The organism is Streptomyces sp. NPDC042259 (genome assembly GCF_055582085.1).
In genome coordinates this window covers 911,049-925,309 of the sequence record NZ_JBVJDW010000002.1, presented here as the reverse complement: position 1 = coordinate 925,309, position 14,261 = coordinate 911,049, and the positions used below count along the sequence as shown (strand labels likewise).

Genomic DNA, 14,261 nt, shown 5'->3' with positions numbered 1-14,261 from the left:
TCCGGCGATTGAGGACGCGCCCGAAGGGCGCTCGCCGCCGCAGGCGGCCAAGCCGGCCCGCAGCCGAAGAACCGCCGGCCAGGCGAGAGGCGCTCGCCGCCGCAGGCGGCCAAGCCGGCTCGCAGCCGAAGAACCGCCGGCCAGGCGAGAGGCGCTCGCCGCCGCAGGCGGCCAAACCGGCTCGCAGCCGAAGAACCGCCGGCCAGGCGAGAGGCGCTCGCCGCCGCAGGCGGCCAAACCGGCCCGCAGCCAAAGAACCGCCGGCCAGGCGAGCCGTCCCGCCTAAGATCGGCGTGCAAACGCAAACGCGCCGACCCGCGGAGACGACCCATGAACGACCCGGCCCCGGACGCCGCGCACGACCGCTACGTACGCGTCCGCGGCGCCCGGGTGCACAACCTCCAGGGCGTCGACGTGGACATCCCCCGCGACGCCCTCGTCGTCTTCACCGGCGTCTCCGGCTCGGGCAAGAGCAGCCTCGCCTTCGGAACGGTCTACGCCGAGGCCCAGCGGCGTTACTTCGAATCCGTCGCCCCCTACGCGCGGCGGCTGATCCATCAGGTCGGCGCGCCGAAGGTGGAGGACATCACCGGCCTGCCGCCCGCCGTGGCGCTCGAGCAGCGGCGGTCCGCGCCGACGGCGCGGTCGTCCGTCGGGACCGTGACGACGCTGTCCAACTCGCTGCGGATGCTGTTCTCCCGGGCCGGGACGTACCCCGAAGGGGCCGCGCGGCTCGACTCCGACGCCTTCTCGCCGAACACGGCCGCCGGGGCGTGTCCCGAGTGTCACGGCCTGGGGCGGGTGCACCGGGTGACGGAGGAATCGCTGGTCCCCGACCCGTCGCTGTCCATCCGGGACGGGGCGATCGCCGCCTGGCCGGGGGCCTGGCAGGGCAAGAACCTGCGCGACATCCTGGCCGCGCTCGGCCACGACGTCGACCGGCCGTGGCGCGAGCTGCCCCGCGCCGACCGCGAGTGGATCCTGTTCACCGACGAGCAGCCGGTCGTCACCGTCCACCCGGTGCGGGACGCGGAACGGATCCAACGCCCCTACAAGGGCACCTACATGAGCGCCCGACGCTATGTGCTGCACACCTTCGCGGACTCCAAGAGCACCGCGCTGCGGGCCCGCGCCGAACGGCACCTGGTGAGCGGGCCGTGCCCGGTGTGCGGCGGGCGGCGGCTGCGTCCGGAGGCGCTGGCCGTGACCTTCGCCGGACACGACATCGCCGCCCTCGCCGCGCTGCCCCTGTCCGGGCTCGCGGAAGTGCTGCGCCCGGCCGCCACGGACGACGGCGACCCCGACGGCGTCGCCGCGACGCTCGCCAAGGACCTCGTCGCCCGCATCGAGGTCCTCACCGAACTCGGCCTCGGCTATCTCGGCATGGACCGCGCCACCCCCACCCTCTCCGCCGGTGAACTCCAGCGGCTCCGGCTCGCCACCCAACTGCGCTCGGGGCTGTTCGGCGTCGTCTACGTCCTGGACGAGCCCTCGGCCGGGCTGCACCCCGCCGACAGCGCCGCCCTGCTGACCGTCCTGGACCGCCTCAAGGCCGCGGGCAATTCGCTGTTCGTCGTCGAGCACCACATGGACGTCGTGCGCCGCGCGGACTGGATCGTCGACGTCGGGCCGCACGCCGGGGAACACGGCGGCCGGGTGCTGTACAGCGGCCCGGTCGCGGGCCTCGCCGAGGTGGCGGAGTCGGCGACCCGGCGGTTCGTCTTCCCCGACGCCGCCCCGCCGGCCCCGCGCGCACCCCGCACCCCCTCCGGCGTGCTGCTGCTGCGCGGCATCACCCGGCACAATCTGCGCGCCCTCGACGCCGCGTTCCCGCTCGGGGTCTTCACCGCCGTCACCGGTGTCTCCGGATCGGGCAAGTCGACGCTGGTCAGCCAGGTACTCGCGGAGGTCGTCGGCGACCGCGTCGGCGCGGGCGCCGACGCGGAGGACGACGAGCACACCGCTTCCGGCCCGGCCGTCGAGGCCGTCGAGGGGCTCGCGGCGATCAACCGGCTCGTCCGGGTCGACCAACGGCCCATCGGCCGCACGCCGCGCTCCAACCTCGCCACCTATACCGGCCTGTTCGACGCCGTACGCAAGGTCTTCGCGGCGACGGACGACGCCCGCGCCCGCGGTTACACCGTCGGCCGCTTCTCCTTCAACGTCGCCGCCGGACGCTGCGAGGTCTGCCAGGGCGAGGGTTTCGTCGCCGTCGAACTCCTCTTCCTGCCCGGCACGTACGCCCCCTGCACGGCCTGCCGGGGAGCGCGCTACAACCCCGAGACGCTGGAGGTCACCTACCGGGGCGCGACCATCGCCGACGTCCTCGACATGACCGTCGACGCGGCCGCCGGCTTCCTCGCCGACGTGCCCGCCGCGCTGCGCGGCCTGCGGACGCTCAAGGACGTCGGCCTCGGCTACCTGCGCCTGGGCCAGCCCGCCACCGAACTGTCCGGCGGGGAGGCGCAGCGCATCAAACTCGCCACCGAACTCCAGCGCACCCACCGCGGGCACACCCTGTACCTGCTGGACGAGCCCACCACCGGACTGCACCCCGCCGACACCGAACTGCTGCTGCGCCAGCTGCACGGCCTGGTCGACGCGGGCAACACCGTGGTGGTCGTCGAACACGACATGTCGGTGGCCGCCGGCGCCGACCACGTTCTCGACCTCGGGCCCGGCGGCGGTGCCGGGGGCGGCCGGATCGTCGCCGCCGGCCCGCCGCGGGACGTGGCGGCGACCGCCGGCAGCGTGACCGCCCCCTACCTCGCCGCGGCCCTGCGCACCGGTGGCTGACGGGCCCCGGGCCGGGCGGCACGCGGTCTGGAGCCCGACGCCCCCGGCCCGCTAAGCTCGTGGTCACGCGTTCGACCGCAGGTGAGACGTCGGAACGGAGCACCATGGCGCACGCTCTGATCATCGGCGGCGGCATCGCCGGGCCCGTGGCTGCGATGGCGCTGCGCAAAGCCGGCTTCGACGCGAGCGTGTACGAGGCGTATCCCACCGGCGCCGACCACCTCGGGGCGTTCCTCATCCTCTTCGCCAACGGACTGGCCGCGCTGCGGAGCATCGAGGCCGACGCGCCCGTGATCGAGCACTCCTTCCCCGCCGAGACGGTGGAGTTCCTCTCCGACACCGGCGAACCGCTCGGCGCCCGGCCCCTCGCGGGCACCGGGGACAAGACCCTGAGCCCCCGCACCCTCCAGCGTGCCGCCCTCTACCGCGCCCTGCGCGACGAGGCCGTCCGCCGTGGCATCCCCATCGCCTACGGCAAGCGCCTCGTCGACACCACGACCACCCCGGGCGGGCGAATCGTGGCCTCCTTCGCGGACGGCACCCGCGCCGAGGGCGATCTGCTCGTCGGTGCCGACGGCATACACTCCCGCACCCGCACCCTCCTCGACCCTGCCGCACCGCCGCCCCGGCACACCGGCCAGCTCACCGTCTGCGGCCGCACCCGGAACGCCGCCGACCCCGCCCCGCCGCACACCTACCGCATGATCTACGGGCGGCGGGGGTTCTTCGGCTGCGCCACCGCACCGGACGGCACGACCTACTGGTTCGCGAACATCCCCTGCGCCGAGCTGCCCCCCGACGGCCTCGCGGTCGGCCCGGCCCGCTGGCGCAGCCGCGTCGTCGAGACCTTCGCCGAGGACCGCACGCCCGCCGCCGCCATCGCCGCGGCCACCGGCGACGCCATCGTCGGCAGCAACGCCTACGACATCCCCACCACGCGCGTCTGGCACGGCCGGCGCGCCGTCCTCATCGGCGACGCCGCCCACGCCACCGCGCCCAACGCCGCGCAGGGCGCCTCCCTGGCCATCGAGGACGCCGTCGTCCTCGCCCGCTGTCTGCGCGACCTCCCCGGCCCGGAGCGTGCCTTCGCCGGGTACGAGCGGCTGCGCCGGGCGCGCGTCGAGCGGGCCGTCGCGCTCAGCGCCGGCATGGCGGGCCGCCCGTCGCCCACCGTCGAGGAGCGCCGGGCGCGCGACGCCGAGGTCGCCCGCCGCATCGCGGAGGACTCGGCCGGGGGCAGCACCTGGCTCACCGACTACCGCGTCGACTGGGCGGCGACCGTGCGCTGACTTGCCGCCCCGACCCGCTGCGGCAGACTGGAAGCATGCCGGAGCTGCCCGAGGTCGAAGCGCTGGCGGCCTTCCTCACCGAGCACCTCGTCGGCCGGACGGTCGAACGCGTGCTGCCGCTGGCGGTCAGCGTCCTGAAGACCTACGACCCGCCGCTGACCGACCTGGAGGGCCGTACGGTCGCCGAGGTGCGCCGGCACGGCAAATTCCTCGATGTCGGCACCGACGGCCCCCGTCTGGTCTTCCACCTCGCCCGCGCGGGCTGGCTGCGCTGGCGGGACCCGCTGCCGGACGCCCCGCCGCGCCCCGGCAAGGGGCCGCTCGCCCTCCGGGTCCGCCTCGCGGGCCCCGCCGGGGACGGCTTCGACCTCACCGAGGCCGGCACCCAGAAGCGGCTCGCCGTGTACTGCGTCCGTGAGGTCTCCCAGGTGCCGGGCATCGCCCGGCTCGGCCCCGACCCCCTGGCACCGGACTTCACCCTGGAGGTCTTCGCGGGGCTGTTGCGCGAGGAGCGCCGGCAGCTCAAGGGCGTCCTGCGGGACCAGAGCGTGATCGCCGGCATCGGCAACGCCTACTCCGACGAGATCCTGCACGCCGCCCGCATGTCCCCCTTCAAGCTCGCCGCGAGCCTGACGGAGGAGGAGACCGCCGCCCTCTACACGGCCCTCGGCGCGACCCTGCGCGACGCGATGGAACGCGCGCGCGGGCACGCCGCCGGGGAGCTGAAGGCGGAGAAGAAGAGCGGCCTGCGGGTGCACGGCCGGACCGGACAGCCGTGCCCGGTCTGCCGGGACACGATCCGGGAGGTGTCCTACCGCGACTCCTCCCTCCAGTACTGCCCCACCTGCCAGACCGGCGGGAAGCCTCTGGCGGACCGGAGGCTCTCCCGCCTGCTGAAATAGCCGCGTCAGTCCGCCCGTCCGGCCGCCCGGCCCTCCTTGGCCAGCTCCGAATGGCGGTAGGAGTACGTGAAGTACACGACCAGCCCGACGGCGAACCACACCGCGAACCGCAGCCACGTCTGCCACGCCAGATAGGTGATCAGCCAGATCGACGCGGCGACCCCGACCGCCGGGACGAACGGCACCCACGGGCAGCGGAAGCCGCGCGGCAGCTCCGGCCGCTTGCGCCGCAGCACGATGACCGCCGTGCACACCACCGCGAAGGCGAGCAGAATGCCGATGTTGGTCAGCTCCGCCGCCTCGCCGATGGGCACGAAGCCCGCGATCGCCGCCGAGGCGATGCCGACGATCCATGTCACCCGCGTCGGCACGTGCCGGGTCGGGTGCGTCTTCGCGAACCACTTCGGCAGCAGCCCGTCACGGCTCATCGCATACCACACGCGGGTCACCCCGAGCATGAACGTGAACATCACCGTGAGGATGCCGATGATGGCGCCCACCGCGACGACGTCCGCGATGCCGGTCAGCCCCACCGACTTGAACGCGGTGGAGAAGCCGCTCTCCTTGTCGATCTCCTTGTAGGGCTGCATGCCGGTGAGCACCAGACACGCCAGGACGTAGAGGACCATCGAGACCGCGAGCGAGTACATGATCGCCTTCGGCATGTGCCGTTGCGCGTCCTTCGACTCCTCGGCCGCCGTGGACATCGCGTCGTACCCGAACACCGCGAAGAAGACCGTGGCCGCCCCCGTGAACGCGCCGCTGACCCCGAAGGGGAAGAACGGGGTGTAGTTGTCGGACTTCACATGGAAGAAGCCCACCACGACGACCAGCAGCACCACCAGGATCTTCAGTCCCACGACCACGGTCTCGAAGCGGGCCGCGTTCTTGATGCCCATGGTCAGCAGATACGCGATCAGCAGGCACAGCACCGCCGCGAACAGGTCCACCCGGTGGCCGTCCCCGGTGCCCGGGGCACCGAGCATCCACGCGGGCAGCTCCGCGTTGGCCTCCCCGAGCAGGAAGTTGATGTACCCGGAGATGCCGATCGCCACGACCGCGACGATCGCGGTGTACTCCAGCAGCAGGTCCCAGCCGATGAACCAGCCGCCGATCTCGCCGAGCACCACATAGCCGTAGGTGTAGGCGGACCCGGCGCGCGGGATCAGCCCCGCGAACTCCGCGTAGGAGAAGGCGGCGGCGGCACTCGCCACGCCCGCGATCAGGAAGGAGACGAGCACGGCCGGGCCCGCCGTGCCGTTCGCGATGGTGCCCGCCAGGCTGAAGATGCCGGCGCCGATGATGCCGCCGACACCGATCGCCGTGAGCTGCCACAGGCCCAGTGTCCGGGTCAGCCGCTGGGAGGGACCACCGCCCTCGGCCGTCTCCGCCTCCTCGATGTGCTCGATCGGTTTGCGGCGCAGTACGCCTTGCCGGAGCCCCGCCATCTCGTGTCCTCTCGTCGACGCTGACGGCGGGTCATGATGGCCGAGCGCGGGCGGCGAAGGAAGGTGCCGCCCCGCGCCCGGCCGAGGGTTCATCCGATGGCGGGCGCCGCGGACCCGCGCGCCGTGCCCCAGCGGGAGGGGGCGTCGCCCACGCCGAAGTCCAGCCGCCGGCTCCCGCGGATCTCCCGGACCGTCAGATACGTCCGGTCCAGCCGCTTCCCGTCCAGCCGCGCGGACTGGACGTACCGGTCGGTGGGCGAGGTGCCCGGCGCGGTGACCGTGAAGCCGCCGCGCGGATACCAGCGCGGGTCCAGCCGCAGGTCCACGCGGTCGAAGACCGGGGTGCTCAGCCCCCAGACGTCGGCGCCCGGCTGCACCGGGAACACCCCGATGGCGGAGAGCACCATCCACGCCGACATCGTGCCCAGATCGTCGTTGCCCGTCATCCCGGTCGGCGCGTCGGTGAAGAGCGTCAGCGCGGCGTGCACCACGTCCGTCGTCTTCCACGGCTTGCCCAGGGACAGATAGGTGTACGGGGCGATGAGGTCCGGCTCGTTCTGCGGGTTGTACTTGTCGGCGTTGTAGTAGGCGTAGGGGCCGTTGACCCACACCTCGCGCGCGGTCCGCGCCGGGTCGGCGAGCAGCTTGTCGTACGCGAAGAACGCGTCCAGCCGCTTGTCCGCCGCGTCCTTGCCGCCGATCAGCGCCACCATGCCCGGCAGGTCCTGCGGCACCAGCCACTGGTACTGCCAGGCCGTGCCCTCGTGGAAGCCGGGGCTCTTCGCCGGGTCGGCGGACCCGGTGAACGCGCCGCTCGCGTCCCGGGGGCGGAAGAAGCCCGTGGCCGGGTCGTGCAGCTTCCGGTAGTTGCGGGAGCGGGCCGCGTAACGGTCGGCGTCCTCCCGGTGGCCGAGCCCCCGGGCCATCTCCGCGAGCACGGCGTCGGAGAGCGCGTACTCCAAGGTGGCCGACGCGGCCTGCCGGTAGTCGGAGTCGCCGGGCTTGCGCTCGGGCGCGTCCGGCCGGAAGGGGATGAACCCGTCCCGCACGTACTCGGCGTTGCCTTCCCGGCCCACCTGCGGGGACTCCGCCGGGGGCACCCCGTCGGCGTTCTTGCGCAGCGCCCGGTACGCCTCCTCCTCGTGCCCCGTCAGCAGCCCGTGCTGGTAGGCGTTGGTGAGGTAGGGCGTCACGGGGTCCCCGGTCATGATGTTCGTCTCGACCGTGGCGTAGCCCCACTTGGGCAGCCAGCCGCTGTCGGTGTCGATCCGCAGCACCGACAGCGCCATGTCCCGCGCCTCGCCGGGCGCGAGCAGCGCCAGCAGCTGCGCCTGGGTGCGGTAGGTGTCCCACAGCGACCAGTTCTGGTAGTAGGTGAAGCCCTCGGCGCGGTGGGTGCGCTGGTCCCAGCCGGTGTAGCGGCCGTCGGCGTCGCTGCCGATGCTGGGGGTGAGGAAGGAGCGGTAGAGCGCGGAGTAGAAGGTGCGCCGCAGGGCCTTGCCGCCGCCCACGGCCCGTACCGAGCGCAGCCGCTCCTCCCACGCGGCGCGGGCGGCCGCGGCCGTGCGGTCGAAGCCGCCCGGCGCCGCCGTGAGGTTGCCCGCCGCGCCCGCCGCGTCGACGTAACTGACGGCGGTGGTGGCCTCGATGTCCCGGTCGGTGGTGGTGTCGAAACGGACCCAGGCGCCGTTGCGCCCGTTGGACGTGGAGTGCTTGGACCGGTCGGTGACCGTCCCGCCGTTCCAGGTGCCGTAGGCGGTGAAGGGGCGGTCGAAACGGGTGAGGGTGTGCAGGGTGTACGGGCGGGTGTCCCGGCAGAAGCCCCGGCCGGTGATGGTGGAGCGCACGGTGCGGGAGTCCAGGATCTCCACGGTGGTGGAGACCGTCCTGTGCAGTGACTGCCCGGCGTTGAGCAGGACGTTGGCCTTGTCCGTCGCGGGGAAGGTGTAGCGCTGGTGACCGGTGCGGGCACCCGCCGTCAGCTCGGCGGTGATGCCGGTCTTCAGGGCGACCCGGTAGTAGCCGGGGCGGGCCCGCTCGTCCTCGTGGGCGAACCGCGCGGCGTAGCGCGCGTAGTCGGTCTCCGCCACCTCACCCGTGGTGGGCATGACGGGCAGGTCGCCGCCGAGGACACAGCCGACCCCCGACAGGTGCACGGCGCTGAAACCGCGGATCCGGTCGTCCTTGTAGTCGTAGCCGGTGCTGTGCCCGGTGTCGGGGGAGAGCTGCACCATGCCGAACGGCACCGAGGCGCCGGGGAAGGTGTTGCCCTCGTTCTGGGTGCCGATGAACGGGTTCACCAGGTCGGTGAGGCGCTCGGCCTTCGGGGCCGCCGGAGCGGGTACGAGTGCGGTACCGCCCAGCATCGCCGCGAGGGCGAGCACGGCCGCCAGGGTGCGCGGCCGCCGGTGTTCGGTCCATCTCATCGTCCACGTCCCTCACATGTTCCGATGACATCGTTGTCAGGTCGAGGCTCGTGGGGGGCGGGAAGGCTGTCAAGGATGCGCCGGGTGATGGGCGTGGTGTCGGCCACGTCCTCGCCGGTGCCGGGCCCGGGCTGACGGGCCCTCACCCCGCCGGTGTCCCGGGGGCCGTCTTCTGATACTGATGGGCGCGGCCCCCGGCGGCCGCACGACCGACTGAGGAAGGCGCACCCGGCCATGCATCTCGGCGACCTCGCCTCCGTAGGGCCGTTCTTCGCCCTGCGCACCGACGGCGACCCGGACGGGCCGCCCGGACCGGGCTGGCTGCCCCTCGCCGGACCGGCCGTACGGGAGCGGGTGGCGACCGTCGCCGGGCGGCTCGGCACCACGGACCGCAAAGTGGCCGCCTCCGTCGCCTTCCAGGGCATCGCCGGACGGCTGCTCTCGATCGCCCTCGGCTCCGCCGTGCTCACCGGGCGCGTCCCCGACCTCACCGGCCCGACGCTGAGCTGGCACCCCGCCCGGACCGCCCCCGACGACCTCCGGCTGCACGGCCCGGTCACCTTGCTGCCCGGCACCGACGCCGCGCCACTGATCGCCGCGAGCGTCCTGCACGACCGGCTGGCCCGTCTGCACCACCTCACCCGCGCGACCGTCCCCATCTCCGGACGGCTGCTGTGGGGCAACGCGTCCTCCTCCCTCGTGGGCTCCCTGCGCGTCCTGCACACCTGGTGCCTCGCACAGGGACGGCCCGAGGACGCGGCCCGGGCCGTCGGCCTCACCCGGGCCCTCCTCGACGACCCGCTGCTGCGCGACACCGGCACGCTCACCATGGGCGACGGCCCGTCCTTCCGGCGCCGCGGCTGCTGTCTGTACTACCGGGTGCCCTCCGGCGGCATGTGCGGCGACTGCGTGCTGCGCACCCGCTGACCGGCCGGCTCCGGCGGCCACCGGCCGGGGGAGAGCACACCGAGCACATACGCCTTGGCCACCAACGCCGTACGGTTCGGCACCCGCCAGCGCCGGGTGAGCCGGGCCAGATGGTAATTGACCCCGTCCACGGTCAGCCCGACCGCCTTGCCCACGGCGGCCGTCGTGGCCCCCGAGGCCGCCAGCGCCAGGATCCGGGCCTCCACCTCGCTCACCCGGGCCTCCGGTGGCACCTCGGGCACCGGAGGCCCGGGTGAGCGCACCCGCAGCACCACCAGCAGCATCGGATACGTCGGGGACGGCTCGCCGACCGGGTCCACCAGCAGCTCGCCCTCGCGCTCCACCCCGTCCGCGCCCACCGGGAGCCAGCACACCTCGACGCGGTAGCGGGAGCGATGGCCCAGCCGCAGCGCCTCACCCAGCCGGTCGAGCTGGGCGGTGGCGCGCGGCCGGAAGAGGTCCAGCACGTTGCGGCCCCGCAGCCGCCCCGGGACCGCGCCCCACTCGGCGGCCATGGCCGGGTTCGCCACCGTGATCTCACCGTCCGCGCGACAGACGGCGATCGGCGTCGGTATCCGGTCGAGCAGCAGCAGGAAGTGGTTGCGCCAGGCGATGTACTCGTCACTGCTCATGCCCGGGCCCTTCCGCTCGTACCGTGCTCCTCGCGGGTCCCGGGTCGCGTCCGGCGGCGAGCGCCCCGCGGTCGTGCGGACGACACGGGCCCGCGGCGCACGCTCACTCGATCCGCCGGATACGGCCTCGGCGTGCTCACGCGCAAGAGCGACACGCCGGGGACCACTGCACAATCATGCAGTCACCCCCGAGGGCACCCCCCGGCGGGGCGGTCAGCCTGGTCGCATGACCCACGCGATCCTCGCGCAGCCCGCGCACGCCCTGCCCGCCGCACATGTCGAGCCGTCAGGCACCGGGCCCGGCACCGGGCCCTCCGGCACCGGGGACGACACCGTCCCCGTGGTGGACATCTCCGCCGTCGGCGCCGGCGCCACGCCCGTCCAGCAGGCGATGCGCCTGGCCCGCCGCCACGGCCCGGTCTTCCGGCGCAGGCTGAACGGCCTCGACACCCTCTTCGTCAGCTCGCTCGACCTGGTCACCGAACTCGCCGACGAGGAACGCTTCACCAAATACGTCGGCCCGGCCCTGGAGAACGTCCGCGAGTTCGCCGCCGACGGACTGTTCACCGCGTACAACGACGAACCCAACTGGGGCAAGGCCCACGACATCCTGATGCCCGCCTTCGCCCTGGGGTCGATGCGCGCCTACCACCCGGCCATGCTGCGCGTCGCCCGCCGCCTCATCACCTCCTGGGACACCCGGCTCGGCCGGGGCACACCCGTCGACGTTCCCGAGGACATGACCCGGATGACGCTCGACACCATCGGCCTCGCCGGGTTCGGCTACGACTTCGAGTCCTTCGCCCGCGAGGAGCCGCACCCGTTCGTCGGTGCCATGGTCCGCTGCCTGGACTGGAGCATGAACGCGCTCGGCCGCGCGCCCGGCGGCGACCACAGCGCCGAGGACGAGGCGTTCCGGGCGGACGCCGCCTTCCTCGCCGCCGTCGTCGACGACGTCATCAGCGCCCGCACCGCCTCCGGCGACAACGGCACCGACGACCTCCTCGGCCTCATGCTCGGCGCCCCCCACCCGGTGGACGGCACCACCCTCGACCTCGCCAACATCCGCAACCAGGTCATCACCTTCCTCATCGCCGGGCACGAGACCACCTCCGGGGCACTGTCCTTCGCGCTCCACCACCTCCTGAAGGACCCCGTCGCGCTGCGCCTCGCCCAGCGCGAGACGGACGAGCTGTGGGGCGACACCGAGGACCCGGAGCCGACGTTCGAGGACGTCGGACGGCTGCGCTGGATCCGGCAGGTGCTGAGCGAGGCGCTGCGGCTGTGGCCCACCGCCGCCGCGTTCAGCCGCCAGGCCCGCGAGGACACGCTCCTCGGCGGCCGCTACCCGCTGCGCGCGGGCCAGGGCGTCACCGTCCTCACACCCTTGCTCCACCGGGACGCCGTCTGGGGCGACAACCCCGAGCTGTTCGACCCGACCCGGTTCGCCCCCGAGGCGGAGGCGGCCCGCTCACCGCACGCCTACAAGCCCTTCGGCACCGGCGAACGCGCCTGCATCGGACGGCAGTTCGCGCTGCACGAGGCCACCATGCTGCTCGGACTGCTGGTGCACCGCTACCGCTTCATCGACCACAGCGGATACCGGTTGCGGATCAAGGAGACGCTGACCCTCAAGCCCGACGGCTTCACGCTCACCCTCGCCCGCCGCACCCCCGCCGACCGGGCCGGGGTCCGCGCCGCCCTGCCCGGCCGCACCACCCCCGCCCCGCGCCCGGACGCGGGCGAGGCCGACGGCCGGCCCACCCGCGCCCGCCAGGGCACCGGACTGCTCGTCCTGCACGGCAGCAACTACGGCACCTGCCGCGATTTCGCCCGGAACCTCGCCGACGAGGCCGCCGCCCTCGGCTTCGAGACCACCGTCGCCCCGCTCGACGCGCACGCCGGCGCCCTGCCCGCCGACACGCCCGTCGTCATCGTCGCCGCCTCCTACAACGGCCGGCCGACGGACGACGCGGCCGCCTTCGCCCGGTGGGCCGAGAAGGCGGCCCCGGGCGCCGCCACCGGGGTGAGCTACGCCGTCCTCGGGGTCGGCGACCGCAACTGGGCCGCCACCTACCAGCGCGTGCCCACCCTCCTCGACGAGCGGCTCGCCGCACTCGGCGCCACCCGTCTGCTACCCCGCGCCGAGGCCGACGCCTCGGGCGATCTGGCCGGAGCGGTCCAGGACTTCGCCCAGGACCTGCGGCGGGCGCTCCTGGAACGGCACGGCGACCCGGCGTCGGCGGGCGCGCACCCGGAGCCGGCCGACGCCGACGGGCCCGCCCACACCGTCACCGAGGTCACCGGCGGCCCGCTCACCGCGCTCGCCGACCGGCACGGCATGGTGCCCATGACGGTCACCGAGGCGTACCCGCTCACCGGCCCCGGCCACCCGCGCGCCAAGCACTTCCTGCGGCTCGCCCTCCCCGACGGGGTGGAATACCGCACCGCCGACCACCTCGCCGTGCTCCCCGCCAACGACCCGCACCTCGTCGCCCGCGCCGCGCACGTCCTCGGCCTGGACGCGGACACCGTCCTCGCCGTGCGCCCCGCCCGGCCGGGCCCCGGCACCCTGCCCATCGACCGGCCGCTGACCGTACGGGAGATCCTCACCCACCACGTCGAGCTGCAGGACCGGCCCACCCCCCGGCAGCTCGCCGCCCTCGCCGCACACCACCCCTGTCCGCCCGAACAGGCCGCCCTGCGCGCCCTGCCCGCCGACGGCCCGCGCACCCTCCTGGACCTGATCGAGGACCACCCCGCGCTGCGCGGCACCCTCACACCGGCGGCCGTGCTCGATCTGCTGGCGCCCATGCGGCCCCGGATGTACTCCATCTCCTCCGCACCCGCCGCCTCGGGGGCCGGCCACGTCGACCTGATGGTCTCCGTGCTGCGCGCCCCCGCCCGCTCCGGCAGGGGCGAATACCGGGGGACCGGCTCGGGTCACCTCGCCGCCCTCCGGCCGGGCGACACCGTCCTCGCCCGCGTCCAGCCCTGCCGCGACGGCTTCCGCATCCCGCACGAGCCGGCGACCCCCGTCATCATGGTGGCCGCCGGCACCGGTCTGGCCCCCTTCCGGGGCGCGGTCGCCGACCGCCGTGTCCTCCTCGCGTCCGGCGCCGAACTCGGCCCCGCGCTGCTGTACTTCGGCTGCGACGACCCCGAAGCGGACTTCCTGCACGCGGCCGAGCTGCACGCCGCCCAGGACGCCGGAGCGGTCTCCCTGCGGCCCGCGTTCAGCGCCCGGCCCCACCCCGGCGGCGCGGAGGGCATCCGCTACGTCCAGCATCGCATCGCCGCCGAGGGGGACGAGGTCTGGTCGTTGCTGGAGGCCGGGGCCCGCGTCCACGTGTGCGGCGACGGATCCCGGATGGCACCCGGTGTCCGCGCGGCCCTGCGCGAGCTGTACGGCCGCCGGACGGGCGCGGACACCGACGGCTGCGAAGCCTGGCTGCGCGAACTGACCGAGACCGGCCGCTATGTCGAGGACGTCTACGGGGCGGCCTGACCACCCCCGCCCCCGCCACCCGAACAACTCCCGTACCCTGCTCCTCGTTCGTAACAGCAACACCGGGCACAGCGACAACAGAACGAAAGCGGTGGGGGACATGCGCGCAGTCACGCGTACGGGAATGGTCGCGGTGGCGGCAGCGGCGGCACTGGCCACGACGGTGGCCCCGGCGGGGGCGGGCACCACGGGCGCGGGGGGGGGGAACACCCCCCCCCCCCCCCCCCCCCACCCCCCCACCGGGGGGGACAAAAACCACCTCCCAGACGAAGGAACCCCCCTCGTCCACATACTTTACTCTAGGGGACCACCCCCCTGACCCAAAAGCTTGAA

8 protein-coding genes are annotated in these 14,261 nt (G+C 74.1%); 5 read left to right on the top strand and 3 right to left on the bottom strand.

What is annotated here, in order from left to right:
- Positions 1 to 330: 330 nt before the first annotated feature.
- The 3 genes from ACZ6MA_RS08460 (at position 331) to ACZ6MA_RS08450 (ending at position 4,987) form a co-directional block, all read left to right on the top strand.
- Positions 331 to 2,796, top strand: a complete 2,466-nt coding sequence (locus tag ACZ6MA_RS08460; protein ID WP_469432085.1) for an excinuclease ABC subunit UvrA — start codon at positions 331 to 333, stop codon at positions 2,794 to 2,796.
- Positions 2,797 to 2,900: 104 nt separating this feature from the next.
- On the top strand, positions 2,901 to 4,085 hold the full coding sequence (locus ACZ6MA_RS08455; RefSeq protein WP_469432083.1) for an FAD-dependent monooxygenase: 1,185 nt from the start codon (positions 2,901 to 2,903) through the stop codon (positions 4,083 to 4,085).
- A gap of 35 nt (positions 4,086 to 4,120) precedes the next feature.
- Entirely contained in the window at positions 4,121 to 4,987 is an 867-nt protein-coding gene (locus tag ACZ6MA_RS08450) for an Fpg/Nei family DNA glycosylase (protein ID WP_469432081.1), read from the top strand.
- 5 nt (positions 4,988 to 4,992) lie between these two features.
- On the opposite strand, the gene ACZ6MA_RS08445 is transcribed toward ACZ6MA_RS08450, so the two are convergent.
- Together ACZ6MA_RS08445 and ACZ6MA_RS08440 are read right to left on the bottom strand one after the other, a co-directional pair.
- A complete protein-coding gene (locus ACZ6MA_RS08445; protein WP_469432080.1) occupies positions 4,993 to 6,435 on the bottom strand; it encodes an amino acid permease in 1,443 nt (480 codons plus the stop codon).
- Between the two features lie 89 nt (positions 6,436 to 6,524).
- The gene (locus ACZ6MA_RS08440; RefSeq protein WP_469432078.1) at positions 6,525 to 8,861 is read right to left on the bottom strand and encodes a GH92 family glycosyl hydrolase; all 2,337 of its coding nucleotides are present in this window, start codon (positions 8,859 to 8,861) and stop codon (positions 6,525 to 6,527) included.
- A gap of 234 nt (positions 8,862 to 9,095) precedes the next feature.
- Here ACZ6MA_RS08440 and ACZ6MA_RS08435 point away from each other — a divergent pair, with 234 nt between their 5' ends.
- The gene (locus tag ACZ6MA_RS08435; protein ID WP_469432076.1) at positions 9,096 to 9,788 is read left to right on the top strand and encodes a (2Fe-2S)-binding protein; all 693 of its coding nucleotides are present in this window, start codon (positions 9,096 to 9,098) and stop codon (positions 9,786 to 9,788) included.
- Here the strand turns inward: ACZ6MA_RS08435 and ACZ6MA_RS08430 are convergent.
- On the bottom strand, positions 9,734 to 10,420 hold the full coding sequence (locus ACZ6MA_RS08430; protein WP_469432074.1) for a helix-turn-helix transcriptional regulator: 687 nt from the start codon (positions 10,418 to 10,420) through the stop codon (positions 9,734 to 9,736). The genes ACZ6MA_RS08435 and ACZ6MA_RS08430 overlap by 55 nt on opposite strands.
- 226 nt (positions 10,421 to 10,646) lie before the next feature.
- On the opposite strand from ACZ6MA_RS08430, the gene ACZ6MA_RS08425 reads away from it, so the two are divergent.
- Positions 10,647 to 13,928 (top strand): bifunctional cytochrome P450/NADPH--P450 reductase, encoded by a 3,282-nt coding sequence (locus ACZ6MA_RS08425; protein WP_469432072.1) that lies wholly within the window; start codon positions 10,647 to 10,649, stop codon positions 13,926 to 13,928.
- Positions 13,929 to 14,261: the final 333 nt, after the last annotated feature.

Excerpts from the sequence above, each read along its gene's own strand:
- ACZ6MA_RS08460 (WP_469432085.1), top strand. The coding sequence starts at position 331 with ATGAACGACCCGGCCCCGGACGCCGCGCACGACCGCTACGTACGCGTC.
- ACZ6MA_RS08440 (WP_469432078.1), bottom strand. The coding sequence starts at position 8,861 with ATGAGATGGACCGAACACCGGCGGCCGCGCACCCTGGCGGCCGTGCTC.
- ACZ6MA_RS08455 (WP_469432083.1), top strand. The coding sequence starts at position 2,901 with ATGGCGCACGCTCTGATCATCGGCGGCGGCATCGCCGGGCCCGTGGCT.
- ACZ6MA_RS08425 (WP_469432072.1), top strand. The coding sequence starts at position 10,647 with ATGACCCACGCGATCCTCGCGCAGCCCGCGCACGCCCTGCCCGCCGCA.
- ACZ6MA_RS08435 (WP_469432076.1), top strand. The coding sequence starts at position 9,096 with ATGCATCTCGGCGACCTCGCCTCCGTAGGGCCGTTCTTCGCCCTGCGC.
- ACZ6MA_RS08450 (WP_469432081.1), top strand. The coding sequence starts at position 4,121 with ATGCCGGAGCTGCCCGAGGTCGAAGCGCTGGCGGCCTTCCTCACCGAG.
- ACZ6MA_RS08445 (WP_469432080.1), bottom strand. The coding sequence starts at position 6,435 with ATGGCGGGGCTCCGGCAAGGCGTACTGCGCCGCAAACCGATCGAGCAC.
- ACZ6MA_RS08430 (WP_469432074.1), bottom strand. The coding sequence starts at position 10,420 with ATGAGCAGTGACGAGTACATCGCCTGGCGCAACCACTTCCTGCTGCTG.